Source organism: Tardiphaga sp. 20_F10_N6_6 (genome assembly GCF_052076045.1).
GTDB classification, from domain to species: Bacteria; Pseudomonadota; Alphaproteobacteria; order Rhizobiales; family Xanthobacteraceae; genus Tardiphaga; species Tardiphaga robiniae.
In genome coordinates this window covers 1,134,583-1,156,274 of the sequence record NZ_CP197239.1, presented here as the reverse complement: position 1 = coordinate 1,156,274, position 21,692 = coordinate 1,134,583, and the positions used below count along the sequence as shown (strand labels likewise).

The window sequence follows — 21,692 nt, the reverse complement described above, 5'->3', positions numbered from 1 at the left end:
AAATATCTGAATTCCGTGGATTTTCCGGCACAGCGATGACCCTCAGAAATCGATGGATCTGCTGAGGTTACGCCAGCGATCAACTTCGCTAAGGCGTTCTTCGTCCGCCGCTTCGATCGCTTGCACGGCGTCGCTGCCAAGCGCAATCCGCAGGGGAGGAGCGTCCATGTCCGCCAATCTCACGATCACCGATGCGGCCTTCGCAGGATCGCCTGGCTGTTGGCCATGATAATGTCGCTGCATCCGGATGGTCGCGCCGACGACGGCATCATATTCGGGGCGCCCCTCCGCAGATTTGTCCGCGGAGCGAGCAAAATCGGTGCGCAGTCCACCCGGCTCGACCACGGTGACATGTACACCAATCAGCTTCATTTCGCGTGCGAGTGATTCCGAGAAGCCTTCCACGCCCCACTTGGCCGCCGAATAAGCGGCGCGCGCCGGCGCGCCGATCCGGCCACCCACTGATGAGACCTGAATGATGTGTCCTCGACGCTGGGCGCGAAACGTCGGAATCGCGGCTTTGGTAACAATGATCGCTCCGAGCAGATTGGTCTCAATCTGTTCGCGAAAAGAGGCAAGCGACGTCTCCTCGACGGATCCCAAATCGCCGTATCCGGCATTGTTAACGACGACATCCAACCCGCCAAAGGACTGCGTTGCCAAATTGATCGCGTCTTTTGCGCTCTGTTCGTTCGTGACGTCGAGGTCGGCAACCCGGATCAGGTCACCGTATCTGTCCCGCAGATCTGTCAGGTCGTCCGAATTTCGCGCAGTCGCTACGAGGCGATTGCCGGCGGCAAGAACTGCTTCCGATAGCGCTCTGCCGAGCCCTTTTGAGCATCCGGTGATGAGCCAGGTCTTCATGACACCTCCATGTCAGCCATATGGGTTCGAGTTGCATCGCAGCCCGAAGCGTAGACTGCGCTCGGAGCGGCAGAGTACTACGGGGATCAGGTAATGCGGTATGGTCCGTTGCTCTCATGGCACTCATGGATCGACGACTAACACCTTGGTCGTAGTGGGCTGACTTCGAAGCGGATACGCGGGTCGGAAACGCGCCTGTATATCGATAAGGCGGCTTCGGCTGAAGAGCGTGCGCCGGACAAAATTCCGGCCCCGCAGGGGCTGTTCGACAGTTTGTTCAAGATGATATCTGGAGAGGTTCTGATGGATAACGACTTCAACGAGGGACGGCGGCATCTGCTCGGCGCCGCGGCCGCAACCTTCGCGTTCGCTCAGCTTGGTATGAGTGCGACGGAATCAAAGGCGGCGACACCCAAGAGCGGGGCATCGTTCGGTCCGCTGAAGCAGATCGATGCAGGTGTGCTCAATGTCGGCTATGTCGATACGGGGCCTGCAGACGGGCCGGTGGTTATCCTCTTGCATGGTTGGCCCTATGACATTCATGCCTTCGTCGAGGTCGCGCCCATTCTGGCGGCAAAGGGATTCCGGGTCATCATTCCGCATCTGCGCGGCTATGGCACGACTCGATTTCTGTCGAACGATACGCTTCGCAATGGCCAGCAGGCTGCCCTTGGCGTCGATGTCATTGCCCTGATGGACGCCCTCAAGATCGAGAAGGCCCATCTGGCCGGTTTCGACTGGGGCGCGCGGACCGTGAACATCGTTGCCGCCATGTGGCCGGAGCGCTGCAAATCGATGGTTTCGGTGAGTGGTTACCTCATCGGCAGCCAGGCGCCAACAAGACGCCATTGCCGCCAAAGGCCGAGTTGCAGTGGTGGTACCAGTATTATTTTGCAACTGAGCGCGGCAGGGCGGGATACGACAAGTATCGCCACGACTTTGCGAAGCTGATATGGCAGATCGCCTCACCGAAATGGCAATTCGATGACGCAACCTTCGATCGAAGCGCTGCCTCTCTCAACAATCCTGATCATGTCAGCGTTTCGATTCACAATTATCGATGGCGTCTGGGACTGGCCGAGGGGGAAGCGAAGTATGACGATTTGGAAAAGAAGCTAGCTTCAGCGCCCGTCATCTCCGTTCCGACGATTACCCTCGAAGGTGATGCGAATGGGGCACCGCACCCAGATAGCAACGCCTATGCCAAGAAATTCTCAGGCAAATATCAATATCGTTTGATCAAGGGCGGCATCGGTCACAACCTGCCGCAGGAAGCTCCGCAGGCATTCGCCACTGCGATCATCGATGTCAGTAAGTACCAAGTTTAGAAAGCGACATCGCGCGTAATCTGAACTGCATACGGTTGCGGCGGGCATGGAACGATGCCCGCCGTCGAAATGTCCGGATAGGACGCGTCGGATTGCGTCTCTGTGCGTATTGACCGACCCGGCGCCCATCACGCCGTTATCGAAGTAGACCCTGCTTCAAATGAGAACTGTCCGGACCAGTTGAAGGCGGAATTCTGCCCCTTGAAGCTTGTGCTTGTCGAATAAGTGTCGACGGCGTGAGCACTGGTGTGCGTCGGGCTGCCTGCCTTTCCATCTTCTTGGATCGCAAGCATAAATTGTTGAAGCGCATTCTTCATCGCCTGCTTAGCCATATCGGGCGCAGCCGTTTGCCCCGGTGTGAAATAGATGTCCTGGCCTGCTGGCTGAAGAAACCCGTAGCGGAATTCGCCTTTGATCGTTCCGTTCCCGCTCTCCGTGCTGACCGGGATTTCGAAGGGCACGCCACTTTGCAAGTCGCCTGCCGCGGTTTGGACGGCAGTCTGGTTGTTCGTTGATCGCGTTGATTGCGAGGAAATTTGCATCATCAGGCTCCGGGTTGCGATGACCCGGTCTATGTCTCGATTCGTTAATGCGATCCTGACGGAAGTAAAATGCGGTACGCGGCTTGCGATTGAGAGAGCAGACTAACACTTAGGTGTTAGTTCGGGGACCGACAGCACGATTTGATCCTGGCCCGGTTTGCGGCATTTCTCATATCGAACGCGAACTCCCTGCATCTCCGCTTGGTGTGGAGATCATGAGCACCTTGTGGAGTTCGCCTCAAGCCCATCGCGCATGCACCCGCGTGGCGAGATCATTGGAGAAATAGCGTGTTTGATCAAATCGACGAGCGCCGCCGTCGGCTGCTTGGAGCCTCAGCAGCGGCGATTGCCATGGCTTCCTTCGGTCTTCGAGGGGTGGCAAATGCCAAATCCTCCGGAAGTGCACAGAGTGGCACAGGAGCCGCGGAAGCCGTATTCGGACCGCTGAGGCAGGTTGATGCCGGTCTGTTGAATGTCGCCTATGTCGATGCGGGACCGGCCAACGGACCGGTCGTCATTCTCCTGCACGGTTGGCCATACGACATCCACGCTTTCGCAGATGTCACGCCTGTCCTAGCGGCGAAGGGCTTTCGGGTCATCGTGCCGTATCTGCGCGGATATGGAGCAACCCGGTTCCTTGCCTCCGATACGATCCGGAATGGACAGCAGGCCGCATTCGCGGTGGACGTCATCGCCCTCATGGATGCCCTCAAGATCGAGAAAGCCGTGTTCGGTGGATTCGACTGGGGGGCACGCGCGGCGAATATCGTTGCCGCCCTGTGGCCCGAGCGCTGTAAGGCGCTGGTGTCGGTCAGCGGCTATGACGTCGAGGACCGCGAAGCCGACAAGGCACCGTTGCCGCCCGCGGATGAAAAACGTTGGTGGTACGAATTTTATTTCACGACCGAACGCGGCCGGGCCGGCTATGACAAATATCGTCACGAGTTCGCAAAACTGATCTGGCAGCTCGCATCACCGAAGTGGCAATTCGATGACGCCACCTTCGAACGTAGCGCTGCGGCGCTCGACAATCCCGATCAGGTCAGCATCTGCATTCACAATTATCGCTGGCGTCTCGGACTGGCCGAGGGCGAGGCGAAATATGATGCGCTCGAGAGCAAGCTCGCAGCGGCACCCGTGATCGCGGTCCCCACAATTACGCTGGAAGGCGATGCCAACGGCGCCCCTCATCTCAAGCCTGGCGCATATGCCAAGAAATTCTCCGGCAAGTATATGCATCGGCAGCTCAAGGGCGGCATTGGTCACAACCTGCCACAGGAAGCCCCGCAGGCATTTGCCTCCGCGGTCATTGATGCAAGCCGTTCGTGATGCATCGAATGCAAGGAAACTCGAGCATGAAATTATTCATCGCAACCGTTGTCGCAGCGGCAGCGGCAACCGCGACAGTCCTGATCGCGGGTTCTCGGCAATCCGAAAGCGCCGAGGTGGGTGACGCGTCACCGATCTTCGGGGTGCACATCCCGGCCGGCTATCGCCAGTGGGAGATGGTCGCGCCGGCACAGGAGGCGGAGCCGCTGAACGAACTGCGGGCGGTCCTCGGAAACACCGTCGCGATCAAGGCCTACAAGGACCAGACCCTGCCGTTTCCCGACGGCACCATCCTGGCGAAGCTCGCCTGGAAGCATATCCAGTCGCCCGACTTCGAGCCTGCGTCGGTTCCGGGAGCGACAACGACGGTCCAGATCATGGTCAAGGATTCGAAGAAATACGCGGCAACGGGCGGATGGGGATTTGGACGCTTCATCGATGGCAAACCGGTGGATGAAGCACAGCATGAGACCTGTTTCGCCTGTCACGAGTCGCGCGTGAAAGCCCGCGACTACGTGTTCACCCGCTACGCCAAGTAATTCCAGCACAGCAGAGGAGATCTCCGTGGGAAATATCAACAACGTCATCTACACCGCAAAGACGCATACGTCGGGCGGCCGACTGAACGGGACGGCACGCAGCTCGGACGGGCGCCTCGACATTCGGTTTTCCGCGCCGGGCAGTACGGATGTCGGCACCAACCCCGAACAATTGTTCGCAGCAGGCTGGTCGGCCTGCTTCCAGGGTGCCATGGGGCTCGCGGCGAAGCGGCTGAAGGTGACGATTCCGTCGGACACGACAATCGATGCCGAGGTCGATCTTTGCCTGGCCGAGGGCGCGTATTTCCTGCGGGCACGGTTGAATGTCGGTCTGCCCGGACTGGAGAGCGATGTGGCACAGACGCTCGTCGATGCCGCCCACGAGACCTGTCCGTATTCCAAGGCGATCCGCGGCAATGTCGATGTTGTCATCAGTGTGATCTAGGGAGCGGTCTCACGAGGGATCGCGACCCGGCGCCGCGGGGAGGTCGCTTTTCGATTTTGCCGTGTGCTTCCGGCGGGATTATACAGTCGGCGACGTTAATCGATCACTCTGAACGGCGACAGTCCATGTCGCTGACGGAGTGGAGCGGAGCCTCTCTATGTCGTTCGTTCGTTTGCGGAAGCCCTTCAGGAGCCATGCCGCCGATTTCGCGATTGCCTCACTGGCAATCGCGGCCACATTAGTCGGCGGTCTGGGATTGCATCGGCTGTCCGGCATTGCGCCATCGGCATCCCTGTTTTCGTTCGCGATCATGCTTGTGGCCTGGAGCCGGGGTATCGCGCCGGCGATTCTCGCCACAGCGCTGACCGTGTTCGTGTTTAAATACTTCTTTCTTGAGCCGATCTATTCGTTTTCCGTGCGGGCGCACGATATTCCGCAACTCGTGTTCTTCGCTGTCGCCGCATTGTTGGTATCTTTTCTTTGCCATTCCGAGCGACGTGCGAAGCGGGCGCTGAAGGATGCCCGAACGAAGTCCCTCGCAAACGAGGCGAGACTCGCGGAAATCCAGCGTGAACTTCAGCTCACCATCGACTCGATACCCGCCATGATCTCGGCATATCGGCCCGATGGCGTTCATACTTATGTCAACGAAGTATGGACCGACTATACCGGCATGACGCTCGACGAAGTCGTGGCCGGCGGGGGCGCGGAGCTTTTTCATCTGGACGATCCGGAACGAGCGGCATGGCGGGCGTCGCTGGCCAGCGGCGAGCCGCTGATCGCCGAAGCGCCGATCCGGCGCGCGGACGGTGTTTATCAATGGTTCAGCATCCGGCGCACGCCGCTTCGCGATGACCAGGGTCGTATCGTCAGATGGTATTCCATCGGTTTCAACATTGAAGACAGAAGAAACGCCGAGAATGCCCTGCGGGACAGCGAAGCGCGTCTCGCTGCTGCGGAACGACAGCTTCGGCAGACGCTCGACCATATTCCGATCTTGGCCTGGCGGACGAAGCCGGACGGCTATGCAGAGTACTTGAACAAGCGGTGGCTGGATTATGCCGGGTTTACCCTCAAAGAGTCCCTCGGGTGGCAATGGATGACGGTAATTCATCCCGACGACGTTCCGGGATTACAGGCAGCGTGGACCGAAATGCTCGAAGCCAAAGTGCCGGGCGAATGTGAAGCCCGGATGCGCCGGGCCGACGGTGTATATCGCTGGTTTCTGTTCCGCGCCGAGCCGCTTTGGGACGAGGCCGATGCAGTAGTGGGATGGTACGGCACCAACACGGACATTGAGGATAGAAAGCAGGCCGAGACAGCTCTACAACGCAGCCAGGCCTATCTCGCGGAAGCCCAGAAGCTCAGCAAGACCGGCAGCTTCGCATCGAGCACCGGGACGGACGCACATTTCTGGTCTGACGAGACCTATCACATCATGCAGCAGCCGGTCGGAACGAAGGTGACGTCCGATTTGATTTTACGGCGTGTGCATCCAGACGACCGCTTAAAGATGGTGGGGGAGCTCGACCGGGTGTTGGGGGGCGGCGAAGAATGGGATTACGACGTTCGCCTATTGATGCCCGACGGCCATCTGAAATATCTGCACGTCATCGCCCGGCTAGTTACCTATGAACCTGGTCATAGTGAAGTGATCGGAGCGCTCATGGATGTCACCGAGGCTAAGAAGTCTCAGGAGGCGCTCTACGCGGCGCAGTCGGCCCTGGCTCATGCCACTCGTGTCGCGACGCTTGGTGAAATCAGTGCGACGATTGCGCATGAAGTGAACCAGCCGCTCGCAGCCATCGTCGCCAATGGTCAGGCTTGTCTGCGATTTCTCGATCGCGAAGTGCCGGACCTTGAGAATGTCAGAGGTGCCGTGGAGTGGGTCGTCAAGGACGGCAATAGGGCCGCGGATGTCATCCGGCGGGTTCGTGGATTGATGACAAAAGCTGACTTCGAGAAAAGCCTTCTTTCGGTCAACGAGGTCATCGAGGAGATCGCGGCTTTGCTGCGGCGCCAATTGGAAGCGAACGCGGTCCTGCTACGGTTTGATCTTCGGGACATTCCTCAGATTGTCGCCGACCGAGCCCAGTTACAGCAGGTCGTCATCAATCTGGTGATCAATGCTATCGAGGCGATGCAAGATATCACGGACCGCGCGCGGATTTTGGTGATCCGCTCCTTTCGGCATGACACAGGCCGCGTCGCGGTCGTTTTCGAGGACTCCGGTCCCGGCATCCCGGACGATCCGGAACCATTGTTCGATGCGTTTTTCAGCACGAAAGTCGGCGGGCTTGGAATGGGACTTTCGATCTGCCGTTCAATCGTGGAGACCCACGGCGGGCGTTTGTGGGCGATGCCAAGTCCGGGTAGGCTAGGGGCGGTATTTCAATTCGAGTTACCGCAGGAATGTACAAGCGATCGGAAATGAGCCGATGTACATCTGCGGAAAAAACCGATGACAGGGAGCGAGGCTTGTGCCCGTCCCATTCGTGATGGACGTACGATGCCGAACGATCATTCCAAGCCTCAACAAATTGTCGTTGTCGTCGACGACGACGAGTCGATGCGTGTTGCGATGACCTACCTGTTTCGCTCGATGGACATTGCCGTGAAGGTCTTCTCCTCCACCGCCGAGCTACTTCAGAGTGAGCTGCCCGATATGCCGCGTTGTCTCGTCCTCGACATCAGGCTTCCCGGGGTCAGCGGCCTGGATTTTCAGGATGCGTTAGTCAAGCAGGGCATTCGCATGCCGATTGTTTTCATGACCGGTCACGGCGATATTCCGATGTCAGTGCGAGCCATGAAGGCGGGTGCAGTCGATTTTCTGACCAAGCCTTTTCGCGATCAGGACATGCTTGATGCCGTGATGCGTGCACTTGAGGAGGATCGTTTGCGGCGCGAGAGCGAGAGCGCTCTGTTCGGATTGCGTGAGCGTTTCGAGTCGCTGTCGCCCCGGCAAAGCGAGATGTTCTCGCTTGTAGTATCAGGGTTGCTGAACAAACAGATGGCGGGGCTTCTGGATGTGAGCGAGGTTACCGTCAAGATTCATCGAGGAATCATGATGAAGAAGATGGACGCACGTTCTGTCCCCGATCTGGTGCGTATGGCGGAGGCACTCGGTGTCAAGACAACGACATAATCTCAGTTGAGATGGATTTGCGCGCCGAGCGTGTGTAGAATCTAACCGCGCCACCGGCACAACTCATGCCCAGACCAGCGCATCAGACACGAGCAGGAGAGCAAGATGAATATCGCCCATGACAAGTCGCACATCCTTGCCAGCGGAGATATCAAACATCATGCCTTCTTCTATCATCCTGTCCCGTGTGACGCTCACCGCGCCTGACGGCCGTACTCTTGTTCCCAATATCGATCTAAATTTCGCTTCTGAGCGGACTGGCCTCGTCGGGCGCAACGGCGTGGGTAAGACGACGTTGTTGTCGCTGATCGCCGGCCATCACCGACCAGGCTCAGGGGTGACGGCGATCGGCACTGTCGGCGTATTGCGGCAGAGCGTGCAAGGCACGGACGGCGAAGCGATCGTCGACCTGTTCGGATTGCGCGCCGCGTTGGCGCTGTTGCGACGTGCGGAGGAAGGCGACGCTACCAGCGATGAACTGGCAGAAGCTGACTGGACGCTCGAAGCGCGGCTCGCTGCGGCGCTTTCAAGCGTTGGATTGGACGCATCTCCCGAAACGCCTTTGATCAAACTCTCAGGCGGGCAGCTGACACGGGTCCGACTCGCTGCACTGATCTTTGCGAGACCCGACTTCCTGTTGCTGGACGAGCCGACGAACAATCTCGATCGCGGCGGCCGGAGGGCTGTGATTGAATTTCTCGCAGGCCTGCGGCGCGGAGCCATCATCGTAAGCCATGATCGGGAACTGCTCGAAACAATGGATGCCATTGTCGAGCTGACGTCGCTCGGAGCCACGCGCTATGGCGGCAACTGGAGTCATTTTTGCCATAGCAAACAATTAGAGCTTGCCGCAGTCCGACGTGGACTGGTGGATGCCGAGAAGCGCCTCGCCGACATCGATCGAAAGGCACAAGACGCCGCCGAATCTAAAGCGCGCAAGGATGCTGGAGGGCAAAAGAAGCGGGGAAAGGGAGGTATTCCCCGAATTCTCTCAGGGGCGCGAAAGGATCGTAGCGAGGACACGGGCGGCGAGAGCAGACGTCTGACTGAACGGAGGCGAACGCAGGCCGTGGAAGACAGCCGCATCGCTCGTGGCCGCATCGAAGTGCTGCAGCCCTTTAAGGTCGTTATCCCTTCCACGCGTTTGCCGACGAGCAAGGCGGTGTTACAGATCGACGGCGTCAATGTCGGCTATGATCGCAATATCCCGATCTTGAAGGATTTCTCGCTGTCGTTGACCGGACCGGAGCGAGTCGCGATTGTCGGTCCTAACGGCTCCGGCAAGACAACCTTGCTGAAGCTCCTCGGCGGTCAGTTGAAACCGTGGTCAGGTACCGCGCGTGTACTGACGACTTCTGCAATGTTTGATCAGACGGTCAGTGTTCTCGATCCTGTGGCATCTGTTCTGGAGAATTTTCGACGCATCAACCCTGCCGCTGGCGAGAATGCCTGCAGGGCCAGCTTGGCCCAGTTCATGTATCGCGCCGATGCTGCGACGCAGACCGTCGCTTGCCTGAGCGGTGGACAACTGCTTCGCGCTGGCCTCGCCTGCGTCCTCGGCGGCCTGGAGCCGCCATCGCTGCTGATTATGGACGAGCCTACCAATCATCTGGACATCGACTCCATCGAGGCCGTTGAAGCCGGATTGCGCGCCTATGACGGTGCGCTGCTTGTCGTCAGTCACGACGAAGCGTTTATGGACGCCATAGGGATCTCGCGAAGGGTTTCTCTCGGCGCGGCGGCCTAATCAGGTTGACGTCTTTCAACAGGTCTATCCGTCTTTTCGTCCTAGACCGCTTTATTGCCAAGTGCTGTGCATCTAAATCCTAATGTTGGATGCTCAGCAAAACGGCCGCCGGTGAGGGCGTGCTCAACTCTTCCACGATTTTCCGGAAGGCCATTCTAACTCCCGCGTTAGTCATTACGCGAGTAAAACGCCAGCGTCGCGCTGATCATTGCGGTACTTTTCGTCGCCGCTGTTTGTTTGGTGATTTGGTGGGAACTGGCTTTTCACCATTTGGCATTACCTGGACAGATGCCCTCCGAGACTTCGTTGGTGAGAGCCGCTCCGTTGGGCAAATTGGACGTTATCTCCCTGCGGAAAGGGCAGCCCGATCGTTCGTCACTGACCTCATACCCCTCTTCAACATGTCGATCAGTACGCGGGCTGCGGGCGACGGGTGTCGTGAAGGTACGTGCACAATATTCACCGGCCACGGCGGCGTCTCATAGTCTCGCAGCAGCCTTACCAGTCGGCCGCTCTGCAGAAGATCGTCGACGAGGTAGCACGTCATCGTGAACAGTAATGAGGCAGCAAACAACAATCTCGAGCTACTGTTCGGAACGTCGCTATACGACGAGAAAGTCAAAGAAATGCCGCCCGCGAAGGATGCAACGGAGAAGAACGGTCTTCGTGTGTTCGGCGTCGATGCTGCTCTGGTGAAGGTTTCCGGGCAGTTCTTCCTACAACATCCCGTTGAGGCACAGATCGCGCTTGGCTTGGTGCGAGACGTCTCCGGCATCCTGGGAAGATTGCTCGAGGGAGGTCATTCCATCATCGCCGGAAGAATAGCCGGAGCCTTCAAGCGCGTTGGCCGGGACGGGCTATCCGACGACATCGTCAAGACCATGAAGAGTGCGGGCTACGATTTCAGGGAAAGCGATCCGTTTTCCGAACAGCAGAACGTTTCTGCGGTTTTAACGGGCGCCGCGCCTATCGTCGCCCGGCTGAAGGCAATTTGGGAGAGCCAGCGGCAAGCCGTTCGCGACGTTTTGCCAAGAACGCCGGGCATTCCCGACGATAAAGATTCTTATATGAAATTTGTTGATGGCATCTACAAAAGCGATGCGTATCACTCCTTGTCTATGGAAGGTTACAGCGTCACGCCCGAACTCATCGACCGTGTTAGGCAGGGCAACTGGGATCCGAACGGAAACGAACAAGAGACGAAGAACCGGAACGCACTGGCGGCGCGTGGTTATTGGTAGGCCTTTCACAGCGTCAAGGCATCAATGAGCGATATTCTCAACGGTGCGGATCCGGGGGGCATCGCGCATGATCGACATCTCGACTGGTACCGCGAACTCTTCAGTCCGTCCGTTGTTGCTGGCATCCTTCGGCCGGAAGCGCTCGCCGGTTATCGGAGCCATCCGGTGGTTCTGCGCTGCTCATGGCATGTCCCTCCGCGCTCCGAAACGGTGTCCGACGGCATCGAAGCGCTATTCCAGCTTCTGGAGACGGAAAGAGAAGCGTCCGTGCGCGCCGTACTTGGGCATTGGCTTGTCGGTCACGTCCATCCATATCCTGATGGGAACGGACGAGTGGCGCGCTTTCTCATGAACGTAATGCTCACCCACCACACGATGGCGTCCGCCAAGCGTGCAACACTGGCTGAACTCACTGGACAGCGCCCTGAAGAACTTCGAGGGGCAGGCTGCTGTCACCGATTACCCCGCCAGCGATCACACCCGAGCTGCAGGAGTCCTTGAAGCAATCGGTCTGGGCTCAAACCAGCAAGCCGAGCCGGGACGATGTTTAGTCCTAAGCCTTATCTTGGCAAGAACATTGTAAGCGCGATGCGTACGTTTGAAAACATGGGCTAGTTATGCTGCGCGCCGGTGTCGTTTCGACCCCACGGATTGGAGTACGGCACGGGCGTCGTTGCCACTTGCTCGATGACTTCTTCGCATGCGGCGCAAGTGCTGCACGGTGCTCGGTCATCTTCAAACGACGTATTACGGTTGTCCAGAAAGAAGCGCGGCGATTAGACTGCGCGTTTCCAGACATGCGCGCGGTGAAAAAAGCAAGAATCGCCGCGGCATCGAGGAGGAAAACAGACTGCGGCAAACCTAAGAGGCGAGTGGTTTCGGCACGCGCTCGCGGTGCACCTCGTTGCCCTCATCGTCAATGGCGATGACGCTGCGGTCGGCCTTGATACCCGCAGCACCAACCGTGCGAGCGATAAGCTGGGCGTGGTCTTTTGCTTCTTTGTCGTTCCGCAGGCTTACGCCCACGGGGTCGGGAAGTTTGGTGCCGTCAACAATTGGAAAGTGATATTTGGGCATATGTTCTCCTGCGACGTTAAGTGCGAGGAGCCTTCACAGTTCCAGCACAAGCCTGTTGACTCTATCGTTCTCTTTTTATTCCATGGGCCATCATTCACGCGTGCAGATCAAACGGCAACAGAAAGACATCTCATCCCTTCAGAAAGCAGGCATCAGCACCGGTTCGGCCGTCGCCCTTTTGGAGCGGATGCAGGACAAGGTCGACGGGCTTTGCCAGGAGCGTGACCGGCTGAACGGCGAGGAGCGCCTCAAGCAGCGGACCTATCCCAGCGGCAAAGCCATTCGATACCAGACCATCGCAGGATGCGATGGACAACCTCCGGCGATTAACGCCGCCATGGACGGTCCAGGAAGGCGACGACCATTGCTTCCGGGTGTTCGATGCCACCAGCTTTTTCATTTGCGCGGTATCGCATCGCAAAGATTTGCATTCCCGGAACTACCAGTACGCCGACGCGCACATGAGGCGGGAGGAGGCGCGGCGGATTGCCAAAGCAATCTCGCGGCTGCCGGAGCTATTGAGGCGGCCTCCCTATTAGGAACCCGCGAGCGAGACGCCAAGGTCGCTCCATCTCAAGATTCAGAAGGTCGCGGCGCGGAACGAATCCAATTCGTGCCGTTTGAATAGGCATGAGAAACGATCCTGGCCAACTGGTTCACCTTGCTGTCCTCATGGAAGAGGCGATCCAGATTGCCTGGGATTATCTGGAACGGGCAGGCGAGATCGAGAACGCGGAATTCTGCAGCCACGTACTGCTGCACTCCGTGGAGAAGATGGTGCAGCAGGGCGTACGGAGCCGCCTGCTGCTCTCAAACAGAGCCATTACTCAATACATGGAAGCTCTCGAAGCGTGTACGCTTCAAGCGGCCTCGTAGAAGGGCCATGACGATGGTGATGGGCGGAAGTCAACTTTCTATCCGGCGTCAGCAGACGGGCATTGGATGGCTCATCGATAAGTGGCTGGCTTATTGTCAGGCTAAGCAATGCACCGCGACGAAAGGGGCAGACCGGTAGAGGATGAGGGAAGCCTCGTGCTTACCATCCTTGCCCTCATCCTTCTGACCGTGAGCATGCCATTTCTGTTCGGCCTCTAAATTACAGCCAAACCACGCCTAGATGGACATTAGTCGGACTTTGTCGTGCTCCTGCCGTCGAAGGAGCGCGCGACGACTGGTCGGTGTCCAGCACGGTCAACGACAGCATGCGCGCTTAGGCTGCAGAGTGCTTTTGGATATCGGAAACAGGACACGGGGCCGGCGGTCCGGCGATATCTGCAGGAGACGCCCCGATGGTGTCCGGAGACACCGCAGGAACGAGCGCGGCGAGATTCATCCTATCCGCTCCGTGAGCGCCGACTACCTCGGGCGAGACCGTCCCTGTTGCGGCAGTCGCCGTTATTTGCGCGACCGTGCCGCCGCTGGAATGGTGCGCCTTCGGCCGCCTAAACATGTAGACCACGGTCCCGAGCAGAGCGACGATCACGGCTGTCAGAAGCATTACCAAGCCGTTGCCATCACGCGGAGCTGATGGCGTTGAGGCTGGCGTCGCTGCGTTGGTCGGAGCTGACGGACGTAGGTCGATCGGGGAGCCGACCACCCGCACGGTCGCAGGCGTATCCGGTTGCGGAGCTGCGGACGGAGCAGCCTCTATAGGGGGCGTCGGCGCAGCGGGAGCGGCTGGTGGTTTGGGGACGGCTTGTGCCGGTGCGGCGGGCGAAGCTGTGCCGTCCTGCGGGCCCCCAGCGGTTTGTACTGCGACTGTAGTCTGCGTCGGTGGCTCGGTGGCGGCAGTAGCGGCGCCAGGCAACCGCGACGCGTCGATCGCGATCATGCGAAGCGCTCCGCGACCCCGTCGACCCCAGCTCGCGGTCCAGACGTAGCCCGGTCCCCCTTCGAGCCGATAGACAGGCAGCCCCGACTGCGCGGATTTCTGCGGATTCCCGATATGGTCGATGAGGAGGCCTGGCCGATCGTCGGCGCCGGCTGCCAGAGACGCCAGGCGATCCGGCTTGACGGCACGCAGAGTCACCGTGCCCCATGACGCGATGACGCCGTTTCGCGCTCCCCCGGTGTCCGACATCGGCAGCAGGGACGCCTTGCCGAACGACGCCGACAACCGGGTGATCTCGTCGTCGGCTTCGTCGTTACCGATATAGACGGGCTCCAGACTCTGACCTACGTAGACGACAGAGCCATCGGCGGCATGCAGCAGCGAAGTTGACACCGAAGTGCGGCGGCGACGCGAGCGCTCCGTTGTCTGACGGCGGCAGGCGGTCAAACCGGGGTATTGCCGGCTCGGTGTACACTCGAAGTCGCGGAGTCGCGAATTTTCGGCGACGACGCTGCCCAGTCGGATGTCATCGACGACATATCCCGGGTCGGCGGGCTCGGCGTCGGCCGAGGCGGCTGGCGTCTGCGGGGAGGCCCCGCGCGCCTGGAACGCGGCGATTGTCGTCAGCTGGATCTGCTTTATGCATTCGGCATCGGCGTCGCACGCGTGGCGCCGTTCCAGGAGCGGCTCCGATATGTTCTTCGCGACCCGAGATCCTCTGCGGGTCAGTACTTCTTGGTACGCCTGTACGACCGCGTGGTCGAGCCGCGCGAGCTCGGGATTATCGCAAATGACCTTCTCGTCAGGATAGGTCGCCGCACGGCACTCGAAGCTGGGCGTCGCCAAGTCGGCATTCGGGGGCACCTCGGCGCCACAGTCGCGGACGATGCGCGCAAGGCGAGAGTCCGAGGGCCCCACGCCGCGATCTATCAGGGCGTTGACAGACCGGCGGGCGCGACGGAGGCGGCCGTCGACGCACAGCAGGGCCTTCGGCGACATCCGCTCCCATTCGGCCTGGACCGTTTGTCGCCCCGATTGGTCTGAGTTCTGCGCCATCGCGCTGCCCAAGCTTGCCAGACCGACAAGGCAAGCTACAAGAAGTTTGACAGTGGAAGAGGTCATCGGCGCTCCGTGGACGCCGTAATGCATTGGGGCGGCGAATTGGTAGAACGCGTGGGTTTGCCTTTGGGTTCCAGAACTATCATCCCGCCTTCGCGCAGCTCCCGTTGGCCCGCAGGTCTTTTAGCGGCCTTCTTAACGGGGTGCCTGTCGCGAGCGCGGAAGTAATCATCCAGGATGATGACGGTGCCTTTCCTGCGACCTGAACGAGAGCCAGTCGTCAGGATCTCTCCTATTTGAGCACAGTCCGGCGCGCTCCTCGACGCTTCGAGCCTGTTCCTGATACTTTGCCGCCAGCGCATCTAACCGATCGGACACCGATCGATAGCCGACGAATTTTGAGAACTCGGCGCACCTTCGAGATATCGCTCTCAGTCGAGTAGCCGCTGCGATCGCATCTCGTTGGGACTGGGTCAGAGCCATCGGCGTCCTCGGTTTGAACCCGCGGCCAACAGCTCCCATTACCCGGCAAGAAGCGTTCTTCCGCGTTGCGAAACACAGTCGCCGGGAGCGGGAGGGAGGCAATGCATTCATCGCGATCGCCATTTCGATCCTATGGCGGACAACATGGCGCTTAGCTTGCTGGGCGGCGACGATCCACCGCCGCCCGATAATGGCATATGCCGAGAAATGGTTAGCTCTCGGTGCACACCTTAATGGTCTTCATGCCGGTTTCGGCTTCAGTCCTGGTCTTGAAAGTTCCGTTGTCCACGATAGTGGTGGTGGTTGTCGTCGGCTTCTTATCGACGATGGTACACTTTTTAGTGCTGGCGTCGCGGACCACGTAATACTCAGTCGAAACCGCCGCTTGGCCAAATGCCGCAGTAGCGGCGAAAGCTGAAATGGCGGAGACGATAAGAAACTTTTTCATAAATATTCCTCCATTTGTATGCGGAAAATAACCTCCGCCCTACCCAAATACGGAGGATTGCCGAAAGTTCCCGATTGGTATCCGAACTGCGTGGGATTGAAACTAACTCGGCGAGGGGCTCAGTTGAATAGCTCTGGCTGAGGTAGGGAGGAAGCCCTAAACACAACGCAAATCCGCAGCACCAGCGCGGTATCTTGCGTGTCGTGATGGATTTTCTGATCGAGGGTTCGAACCTCTCCAGCAGACTTACAACTGGGCTCTCAGCTGGCGGACGCCAGCCAACGGGGCATAGGGTTGCTCTTTACGGACCTAACGGGCCGGCCGAGCGTTGCTGCGGCCCGCAAAGTGCTGCGCCGGAGAGCACATTCTTCCAGCTTGGCGACTTCTTCTGCGTGCCATCGTCTCGCGAGCGGGCGCTTGATTACGGCTATTTCTCGGGCGGTCGCAGGTCGCTGTTCAACCAGCCCTTGGCTTTGATCCCGGTATCTGGCTCAGCAACGGTATGAAGGAATGTGCACTTTGGGCATTCGTAAAAATGCACAACGAATCCCTTCTTAGGGAGGGAGCATCTGACCCAACGAGTAGCCGCATCGCAATTCGGACAGCTCGGGCTTCGCGTGTGTGGCATGGCATTCCAATAAAAACCTATTGTAGATTGCCTAATTATCCCGATCAAGAAGGGGCGCTGTTTGCTCCTAAAATAAAATGGTTCCTCTCAATGATTGAGAGGAGCGACGCTAATTTCATTGTCGGCTCCGTCGGTGGCAACGCCAATGAAACTAATTTTTCTAATGCACGTCATCCATCGCAATGAAAAAGTCAGTCCTCAAGCTAGTTCTAATCGCCTACGTCAGCGGGTGCATCATCTACACTGTCGTGCAGGCCGTGGTCGGTCATCGGCTCGGCTTTACTGGGTCCACTTGGCTTCATGGCTCGCTACTCCACGCTCTATACTCTCCGTGGTGGCCGCTGTTGCTGGTGTATCATCTGAGCTAACTCTCGTGACGATTGCGCGTGTCCCGTGGTCCACCCAAGGCCGACGGCCGTCCGGATAGCATGTCTTTCATGATGGACTCCTCCGGTTGCGGTTGCAGAGCAAAGCAAGTGCGGTCGGTGCGGTCGGCCGGGAACATTCGGCAATCCGACGGGTTGGGCCTCCACCCAACGGAGGAGTTTGAATTATGAGAAACCTGGTTGTGTCATTCGCTATCGGTGCCGGGGCTCTACTGTCATCTGGAGCCAATGCGGCGCCGCTCACCATAAGTCCATCGATGCAGCCAGACACCGGCATCGAACAAGTGCGTTTGGTATGCGACGACTACGGCCGTTGCTATCGCACCCGCGGCGGTCGTCGTGTCGTCATTCAACAAGACTACGGCGATCGCTACAATTACGTGCCACGAGAGCGTTACGTCGAACGCCGCGGATATTATGACGGCGGCTATTACAACAGTGGCCCGAGCGTCGGAATCGGCGTCGGCCCGGGTGATGTAGGCGTAGGCTTCGGCGTCGGCCCGCGCTGGTAGGGTTGCCCGCGCGATTAGCGTGGTCAATGTGATTTGGAAAACGGCTGCGGACTTGCTCTGCAGCCGTTTTGTTTTCTAGCGCTGGAAAATACGAAACTGTGACCGGACGGGAATTTTCGGCAACTGCAGTACGGAACGTTTTCAAAAATCCTGGATTAGCATTCGCGTAGTTTTCATCGCTTTAAAAAACCTAAGAGGAGACTCCCAGTATGAAGATGCTAAAGATTTCGGCCGTCGCTGCTGCGTTGTTGGCCGGTACAGCTCTTGCGGTCGCACAGTCGAGTTCAACGGTCGGTACCGGCGGAACGTCGGCCGGCGGCGGCACCAGCAGTTCGAGCATCGGCACCGGCGGCTCGTCGGCAGGTGGCTCCGGCAGTGGTTCGGCTTCGACACTCGGCACGGGCGGCACATCCGCAGGCGGCGGCCAGAGTTCTTCGAGCGTGGGCACCGGCGGTTCGGCTGCCGGATCCGGCAGCGGTTCGGCCTCGACGCTTGGCACCGGCGGGACGTCGGCCGGCGGCGGCAAGAGCTCATCCAGCGTAGGCACCGGCGGCTCGGCCGCGGGCTCCGGATCCAACTCTGCTTCGACGGTAGGCACCGGCGGTTCGTCGGCGGGCGGCGGCCAGAGCGGATCCACCGTTGGTGCGGCGGGCTCCTCCGCGGGACATGCCAGCCCGCAGGGCATGGAGCACGGCAAGGGTCACAACAAGGACAAGTGACGGCTATTTCCGGGAGCGGCACGGCCGCTCCCGGTTCGTCTTGATCCTGGAACGAGGAATAGCAAAATGGCCCACGAAACGAAGCTTGCTGTCCTGGCGCTGATCGCCGTCATGGGTGGCGCCGCTTTCGGCGAAACAATCGTCAAGACTGGAAAGACCTCCTCGGGGGACACTTGCAAGGTCTCGGTCGAAAAGCATGCGGACGGCAGCATTACCGCGGCCGGATCGTCCTCGACGACAGGCAGCACCGGGTCGCTTTCCAGTAGTAGCTCTGCAGGCGGCTCATCGGTGAACGTCCAGGCGGGCGGCGGCAGCGTGTCGAGTTCATCTTCGACATCCGGCGGGCCTGGCGCGACCTCATCAAGCACCGTGACAGTGAACGGCTGCACGATATCAACTTCATCCCCGTAGAAGGAACGCGTCATGAAATCTTACTTCAAATGGTCTGCGGTCGCCGTTTTGTTGGCTGCCTCGTCTCCTCTGGCCGCTCAGACGAGCGTTTCCGGCGGAACCGGTGGATCGGCGGCCGTTGGCGGGACCTCTGCTTCGACAGTCGGAACCGGCGGCACTTCGACATCGCCGACGGGGACGGGATCATCCATCGCTGGCGGCGGCAGCGCAGCATCTGCGAACGGCAAGGCGCAATCGGGCAGTCACGTGAATCAGGGCAATGGTCCCGTGCTGAACTCGAACACCAGGGCCCAGGCCCATGACGGTGGCACCTTCAGCCGTTCGCAGACCCGCACCAAGGTGAAGGCGGGCGAAGAAGTCCAGTCCACCACCCGCACGATGGAGCATCAGCCTGGCTCTGCGCCGGTGAAATCGAAGTCCTCGATTTCGGCGCAGTAACAAGCTTTCTTTAGTCAGGCCCGCCCCGTGGCGTCCGGAGCGGGCCTTTGAATTGGGTTACGCCAATCCGTTGCGCGACAGTTGATCTGTGCCGGGAAGTTCACCTTCCGGTGCGGGGTTTTTCCACATGAAGAACCCGCCGCACTCGTGCATTCTGATAATGCCGTCGGCTATGAGCTTGTCGCGGCCAAGCGTGTATTCCGCGACGCTCGCCTTGTCCTTCCATATGAAGGTCGAATTCCATTCCCCGATTGGCATGCGGCCTTCGTCGATTCGAAGCGTTTTGGCGATCTCAAGCAGTCTGGCGGCGGCGTTGGCGGGCTCAGCGTAGGGGCGGGCTTTGACGAAGGCGATGTGCGGCGCGAAAGATGCTCGAACGCGAGATTTCCTTGAGATAGAACGGCTTTTCAATCGGGCATGAGACCGTAGTCCTGTCGCCCACAGAACTTTGGCTCAAAAGTCCAGAACTTTGGGTGTCCCACCAGGCGGGTGTTCGAGCTGCCGCACTAGCGGTCGATGATGGACGTTCTAAACCTTGCGCTGGCTTAGTTCGGATTGAATTGGCCGTTACGGCGTGATCGGACCTGATGACGCATTCGCGGTCGTGCGTGCCCGGATCGAACGAGACTGGTGGCTAATGGGGGGCGAAAAGGCGGTCTTCGGCGGGAACGGCGATATTGGTCGTTTTGGCATTGGGGTTTGCTTCCTCGGGCCGAGCAGGCGCGTTCCTCATATGGTCCTACGGATTTGATAGGCGGGCATTGATTCAACTAGCTTTTTTATAGGGAACAAACTTACAGGGGACGAACTATGTCGGTGCCCACAGCCGGCGCTTTGGATTCATGGCCATGTGCACGACACGCACGACTACACCGTTTGCAAGACCAGGATCGTCTGTAACCCGCGCGGTTACTCCCGCGGTGCCGGCTCGGCGGAGAATGGCGGTTTCATTCCAGATCTGGTCGTCGAGCTTTCTTAGGGAATGTCCCTTAGCTTTATCTGATGCAATGACGCATGACTGCTGGCCGGGAAAGAATTTCAACAAGTTGGATATCAGGAAGAATGCTTGCTGCCATAGGGGCGCCCCAGTCGGTACCAGCGTGACATCGTGCGAGCCACCCCCATATCCTCCACCAGCAGGTAAAGATCGCTCGTGACGATCGACCGCCCGGCGCCCGGCAGCGTAGGGTGATCCCAAACCGTTCCGGTGAGGCAGGCTGCACTGCGGGATGTTCGCATCCAGTTGTCGAGAACGGGAGCGTCCTTGCTCATGTTAACATGGCCATCGGCGAACAGCATTAGATCTGTCGCGAGCCGTTGAAGGCGATCGACCTCCGATGCCAACGAAAGAATGTCTACTGAACGTCCGTTTCGAACCTCGAACATGTCGTTTCCGCTTGAATTGTTCGGCACTGATCCGAAGGAAGCGCGACTAGATGACGAGCTCTGCGGCGGCCTGTGCAACCGAGACGGCTGCTTCGGCAATCCTTTTGCTGCAAAGGAAATTGCTTCCGTTGATCAGGTCATCAAGTTCTTCTCTAGAGAATTCAGGAATTCCGGGCAGCAGTATCAAAGGAGCTGCGAGTCCTCGTTGTGTTGGATCCTCGAAACGCGCGACCTTTGCTACGAGATCACTGTGACTCAAATCTTCTGGCCAAGTGATCGGAAGAATCCTGGTTGGATGACGCTGGACATTTCGCAAATCCTCGTTTGCGCGAACTGGATCCCTATGGATGATGAGATCACGATAATCTTGCAGAGCCACTTCGATCTCCGCGGCCGTGCGCCTCATGGGAAAGAGCGTGACACTCCTAGGCTTTAAGGCAATCTCCCAAACCGGTCGTCTGGTCATATCTATTACAACCGTATCGCACTTTGGCTGCGCCGCGATGGCTCGCTGGATCGCTTCGGGAGTGGCGTCATTTTCCGGAAGCCATGTTGTGGCAAACGGAACGCCTGCGGCGCGGGCGATGACGGGTGGAATCCCAGATAGCGTTAGTTGGACGTGGATCGGACGCCGACCGATAGCTGCAAGGCCTACTGCGAGAATGACGCTCGACGTCGTCCGGCCAGCGCCGCCTTTTGAGCCTTGGAGAATGAATGCTGTCATGAACGAATCCTTTTGAGCACAAGGATTCATATGAGGGTATAAAGTCATAGTAAAGAGAAATGAGACATGACACGGAGATTTTGAGACATGACAAGCTCAATGTGAGACATTGTTGACAAGGCTGCGGGCGGTTTGATTGTGCTCGAATGTCGATCCATCCCAAGATCCTAAAGGCAGCTCGGCTTGTGCTTAAAATCAGCCAAGACGACGTGGCCGAAGCGGCTGGGATAACCCGGCGAACGCTCACCAGACTTGAAACCCAAAGTCCCGACGCTTCTTTCCGAAGTATTGGAGCAGTTCGAAAAGCGCTCGAAGGCTATGGCGTTGTGTTCATTGAGGACGGGGACAAATGCGGCTTTAAATTAAGCCGAAGCATTCTCGATAGTGTTGCCGGGACTGATCCATAGGAC

The 21,692-nt window shown here is 58.7% G+C and carries 25 protein-coding genes and 1 pseudogene; 15 read left to right on the top strand and 11 right to left on the bottom strand.

Features of this window, described 5'->3' with window-relative positions:
• Positions 1-42 precede the first annotated feature (42 nt).
• A complete protein-coding gene (locus AB7813_RS05500; RefSeq protein WP_441227938.1) occupies positions 43-864 on the bottom strand; it encodes an oxidoreductase in 822 nt (273 codons plus the stop codon).
• A gap of 303 nt (positions 865-1,167) precedes the next feature.
• Here AB7813_RS05500 and AB7813_RS05495 point away from each other — a divergent pair.
• A pseudogene (locus tag AB7813_RS05495) lies at positions 1,168-2,192 on the top strand (alpha/beta fold hydrolase).
• 128 nt (positions 2,193-2,320) lie between these two features.
• Here AB7813_RS05495 and AB7813_RS05490 read toward each other — a convergent pair.
• The gene (locus AB7813_RS05490; RefSeq protein WP_441227937.1) at positions 2,321-2,737 is read right to left on the bottom strand and encodes a hypothetical protein; all 417 of its coding nucleotides are present in this window, start codon (positions 2,735-2,737) and stop codon (positions 2,321-2,323) included.
• Between the two features lie 285 nt (positions 2,738-3,022).
• Here AB7813_RS05490 and AB7813_RS05485 point away from each other — a divergent pair, with 285 nt between their 5' ends.
• The 6 genes from AB7813_RS05485 (at position 3,023) to AB7813_RS05460 (ending at position 9,939) form a co-directional block, all read left to right on the top strand.
• On the top strand, positions 3,023-4,063 hold the full coding sequence (locus AB7813_RS05485; protein ID WP_441227936.1) for an alpha/beta fold hydrolase: 1,041 nt from the start codon (positions 3,023-3,025) through the stop codon (positions 4,061-4,063).
• A 26-nt stretch (positions 4,064-4,089) separates the two neighbouring features.
• Positions 4,090-4,602 (top strand): cytochrome P460 family protein, encoded by a 513-nt coding sequence (locus AB7813_RS05480; protein WP_441227935.1) that lies wholly within the window; start codon positions 4,090-4,092, stop codon positions 4,600-4,602.
• A 25-nt stretch (positions 4,603-4,627) separates the two neighbouring features.
• Positions 4,628-5,047, top strand: a complete 420-nt coding sequence (locus tag AB7813_RS05475) for an organic hydroperoxide resistance protein (protein WP_441227934.1) — start codon at positions 4,628-4,630, stop codon at positions 5,045-5,047.
• A gap of 157 nt (positions 5,048-5,204) precedes the next feature.
• Complete coding sequence (locus tag AB7813_RS05470; protein WP_441227933.1) at positions 5,205-7,481, top strand: PAS domain-containing protein; 2,277 nt, start codon at positions 5,205-5,207, stop codon at positions 7,479-7,481.
• 75 nt (positions 7,482-7,556) lie between these two features.
• On the top strand, positions 7,557-8,192 hold the full coding sequence (locus AB7813_RS05465; RefSeq protein ID WP_441227932.1) for a response regulator transcription factor: 636 nt from the start codon (positions 7,557-7,559) through the stop codon (positions 8,190-8,192).
• A 160-nt stretch (positions 8,193-8,352) separates the two neighbouring features.
• Complete coding sequence (locus AB7813_RS05460; RefSeq protein WP_441227931.1) at positions 8,353-9,939, top strand: ATP-binding cassette domain-containing protein; 1,587 nt, start codon at positions 8,353-8,355, stop codon at positions 9,937-9,939.
• Between the two features lie 340 nt (positions 9,940-10,279).
• On the opposite strand, the gene AB7813_RS05455 is transcribed toward AB7813_RS05460, so the two are convergent.
• The gene (locus AB7813_RS05455; RefSeq protein ID WP_441227930.1) at positions 10,280-10,486 is read right to left on the bottom strand and encodes a LysR substrate-binding domain-containing protein; all 207 of its coding nucleotides are present in this window, start codon (positions 10,484-10,486) and stop codon (positions 10,280-10,282) included.
• 1 nt (position 10,487) lies between these two features.
• On the opposite strand from AB7813_RS05455, the gene AB7813_RS05450 reads away from it, so the two are divergent.
• Positions 10,488-11,180, top strand: coding sequence for a hypothetical protein (locus AB7813_RS05450; RefSeq protein ID WP_441227929.1), 693 nt, complete (start codon positions 10,488-10,490; stop codon positions 11,178-11,180).
• 21 nt (positions 11,181-11,201) lie between these two features.
• On the opposite strand, the gene AB7813_RS05445 is transcribed toward AB7813_RS05450, so the two are convergent.
• Positions 11,202-11,342: a hypothetical protein gene (locus AB7813_RS05445; protein ID WP_441229018.1), complete on the bottom strand. Its 141-nt coding sequence runs from the start codon at positions 11,340-11,342 to the stop codon at positions 11,202-11,204.
• 3 nt (positions 11,343-11,345) lie between these two features.
• Here AB7813_RS05445 and AB7813_RS05440 point away from each other — a divergent pair, with 3 nt between their 5' ends.
• Complete coding sequence (locus tag AB7813_RS05440) at positions 11,346-11,681, top strand: Fic family protein (protein ID WP_441228965.1); 336 nt, start codon at positions 11,346-11,348, stop codon at positions 11,679-11,681.
• 360 nt (positions 11,682-12,041) lie between these two features.
• Here the strand turns inward: AB7813_RS05440 and AB7813_RS05435 are convergent, their stop codons facing one another.
• The gene (locus AB7813_RS05435; protein WP_441227928.1) at positions 12,042-12,257 is read right to left on the bottom strand and encodes a DUF6894 family protein; all 216 of its coding nucleotides are present in this window, start codon (positions 12,255-12,257) and stop codon (positions 12,042-12,044) included.
• 55 nt (positions 12,258-12,312) lie between these two features.
• Here AB7813_RS05435 and AB7813_RS05430 point away from each other — a divergent pair, with 55 nt between their 5' ends.
• Together AB7813_RS05430 and AB7813_RS05425 are read left to right on the top strand one after the other, a co-directional pair.
• Positions 12,313-12,885: a hypothetical protein gene (locus AB7813_RS05430; protein ID WP_441227927.1), complete on the top strand. Its 573-nt coding sequence runs from the start codon at positions 12,313-12,315 to the stop codon at positions 12,883-12,885.
• Between the two features lie 2 nt (positions 12,886-12,887).
• The gene (locus AB7813_RS05425; protein WP_441227926.1) at positions 12,888-13,133 is read left to right on the top strand and encodes a hypothetical protein; all 246 of its coding nucleotides are present in this window, start codon (positions 12,888-12,890) and stop codon (positions 13,131-13,133) included.
• 334 nt (positions 13,134-13,467) lie between these two features.
• On the opposite strand, the gene AB7813_RS05420 is transcribed toward AB7813_RS05425, so the two are convergent.
• Together AB7813_RS05420 and AB7813_RS05415 are read right to left on the bottom strand one after the other, a co-directional pair.
• On the bottom strand, positions 13,468-15,210 hold the full coding sequence (locus AB7813_RS05420) for a hypothetical protein (protein ID WP_441227925.1): 1,743 nt from the start codon (positions 15,208-15,210) through the stop codon (positions 13,468-13,470).
• A gap of 631 nt (positions 15,211-15,841) precedes the next feature.
• The gene (locus AB7813_RS05415; protein ID WP_441227924.1) at positions 15,842-16,078 is read right to left on the bottom strand and encodes a hypothetical protein; all 237 of its coding nucleotides are present in this window, start codon (positions 16,076-16,078) and stop codon (positions 15,842-15,844) included.
• Between the two features lie 1,181 nt (positions 16,079-17,259).
• Between AB7813_RS05415 and AB7813_RS05410 the strand changes: the two genes are divergently transcribed.
• Both AB7813_RS05410 and AB7813_RS05405 read left to right on the top strand, forming a co-directional pair.
• Positions 17,260-17,604, top strand: coding sequence for a hypothetical protein (locus AB7813_RS05410; RefSeq protein ID WP_441227923.1), 345 nt, complete (start codon positions 17,260-17,262; stop codon positions 17,602-17,604).
• Between the two features lie 209 nt (positions 17,605-17,813).
• Entirely contained in the window at positions 17,814-18,323 is a 510-nt protein-coding gene (locus AB7813_RS05405) for a hypothetical protein (RefSeq protein WP_441227922.1), read from the top strand.
• Here the strand turns inward: AB7813_RS05405 and AB7813_RS05400 are convergent.
• Complete coding sequence (locus tag AB7813_RS05400) at positions 18,305-18,748, bottom strand: hypothetical protein (protein ID WP_441227921.1); 444 nt, start codon at positions 18,746-18,748, stop codon at positions 18,305-18,307. The genes AB7813_RS05405 and AB7813_RS05400 overlap by 19 nt on opposite strands.
• On the opposite strand from AB7813_RS05400, the gene AB7813_RS05395 reads away from it, so the two are divergent.
• The gene (locus AB7813_RS05395; RefSeq protein WP_441227920.1) at positions 18,747-19,172 is read left to right on the top strand and encodes a hypothetical protein; all 426 of its coding nucleotides are present in this window, start codon (positions 18,747-18,749) and stop codon (positions 19,170-19,172) included. The two genes, AB7813_RS05400 and AB7813_RS05395, sit on opposite strands and share 2 nt — an antisense overlap.
• A gap of 57 nt (positions 19,173-19,229) precedes the next feature.
• Here the strand turns inward: AB7813_RS05395 and AB7813_RS05390 are convergent, their stop codons facing one another.
• The 3 genes from AB7813_RS05390 to AB7813_RS05380 form a co-directional block, all read right to left on the bottom strand.
• The gene (locus AB7813_RS05390) at positions 19,230-19,583 is read right to left on the bottom strand and encodes a hypothetical protein (protein ID WP_441227919.1); all 354 of its coding nucleotides are present in this window, start codon (positions 19,581-19,583) and stop codon (positions 19,230-19,232) included.
• A gap of 642 nt (positions 19,584-20,225) precedes the next feature.
• Positions 20,226-20,558 (bottom strand): DUF6634 family protein, encoded by a 333-nt coding sequence (locus AB7813_RS05385; RefSeq protein ID WP_441227918.1) that lies wholly within the window; start codon positions 20,556-20,558, stop codon positions 20,226-20,228.
• 46 nt (positions 20,559-20,604) lie between these two features.
• Positions 20,605-21,282, bottom strand: a complete 678-nt coding sequence (locus tag AB7813_RS05380; protein ID WP_441227917.1) for a hypothetical protein — start codon at positions 21,280-21,282, stop codon at positions 20,605-20,607.
• 146 nt (positions 21,283-21,428) lie between these two features.
• On the opposite strand from AB7813_RS05380, the gene AB7813_RS05375 reads away from it, so the two are divergent.
• Positions 21,429-21,689 carry a helix-turn-helix domain-containing protein gene (locus tag AB7813_RS05375; RefSeq protein ID WP_441227916.1) on the top strand — a complete coding sequence of 87 codons (261 nt, stop codon included), beginning with the start codon at positions 21,429-21,431 and terminating at the stop codon, positions 21,687-21,689.
• Positions 21,690-21,692: the final 3 nt, after the last annotated feature.

Excerpts from the sequence above, each read along its gene's own strand:
- AB7813_RS05500 (WP_441227938.1), bottom strand. The coding sequence starts at position 864 with ATGAAGACCTGGCTCATCACCGGATGCTCAAAAGGGCTCGGCAGAGCG.
- AB7813_RS05490 (WP_441227937.1), bottom strand. The coding sequence starts at position 2,737 with ATGATGCAAATTTCCTCGCAATCAACGCGATCAACGAACAACCAGACT.
- AB7813_RS05480 (WP_441227935.1), top strand. The coding sequence starts at position 4,090 with ATGAAATTATTCATCGCAACCGTTGTCGCAGCGGCAGCGGCAACCGCG.
- AB7813_RS05470 (WP_441227933.1), top strand. The coding sequence starts at position 5,205 with ATGTCGTTCGTTCGTTTGCGGAAGCCCTTCAGGAGCCATGCCGCCGAT.
- AB7813_RS05465 (WP_441227932.1), top strand. The coding sequence starts at position 7,557 with ATGCCGAACGATCATTCCAAGCCTCAACAAATTGTCGTTGTCGTCGAC.
- AB7813_RS05460 (WP_441227931.1), top strand. The coding sequence starts at position 8,353 with ATGCCTTCTTCTATCATCCTGTCCCGTGTGACGCTCACCGCGCCTGAC.
- AB7813_RS05455 (WP_441227930.1), bottom strand. The coding sequence starts at position 10,486 with ATGACGTGCTACCTCGTCGACGATCTTCTGCAGAGCGGCCGACTGGTA.
- AB7813_RS05445 (WP_441229018.1), bottom strand. The coding sequence starts at position 11,342 with ATGGCTCCGATAACCGGCGAGCGCTTCCGGCCGAAGGATGCCAGCAAC.
- AB7813_RS05435 (WP_441227928.1), bottom strand. The coding sequence starts at position 12,257 with ATGCCCAAATATCACTTTCCAATTGTTGACGGCACCAAACTTCCCGAC.
- AB7813_RS05425 (WP_441227926.1), top strand. The coding sequence starts at position 12,888 with ATGAGAAACGATCCTGGCCAACTGGTTCACCTTGCTGTCCTCATGGAA.
- AB7813_RS05420 (WP_441227925.1), bottom strand. The coding sequence starts at position 15,210 with ATGACCTCTTCCACTGTCAAACTTCTTGTAGCTTGCCTTGTCGGTCTG.
- AB7813_RS05415 (WP_441227924.1), bottom strand. The coding sequence starts at position 16,078 with ATGAAAAAGTTTCTTATCGTCTCCGCCATTTCAGCTTTCGCCGCTACT.
- AB7813_RS05410 (WP_441227923.1), top strand. The coding sequence starts at position 17,260 with ATGAGAAACCTGGTTGTGTCATTCGCTATCGGTGCCGGGGCTCTACTG.
- AB7813_RS05405 (WP_441227922.1), top strand. The coding sequence starts at position 17,814 with ATGAAGATGCTAAAGATTTCGGCCGTCGCTGCTGCGTTGTTGGCCGGT.
- AB7813_RS05395 (WP_441227920.1), top strand. The coding sequence starts at position 18,747 with ATGAAATCTTACTTCAAATGGTCTGCGGTCGCCGTTTTGTTGGCTGCC.
- AB7813_RS05400 (WP_441227921.1), bottom strand. The coding sequence starts at position 18,748 with ATGACGCGTTCCTTCTACGGGGATGAAGTTGATATCGTGCAGCCGTTC.
- AB7813_RS05385 (WP_441227918.1), bottom strand. The coding sequence starts at position 20,558 with ATGTTCGAGGTTCGAAACGGACGTTCAGTAGACATTCTTTCGTTGGCA.
- AB7813_RS05380 (WP_441227917.1), bottom strand. The coding sequence starts at position 21,282 with ATGACAGCATTCATTCTCCAAGGCTCAAAAGGCGGCGCTGGCCGGACG.
- AB7813_RS05375 (WP_441227916.1), top strand. The coding sequence starts at position 21,429 with ATGTCGATCCATCCCAAGATCCTAAAGGCAGCTCGGCTTGTGCTTAAA.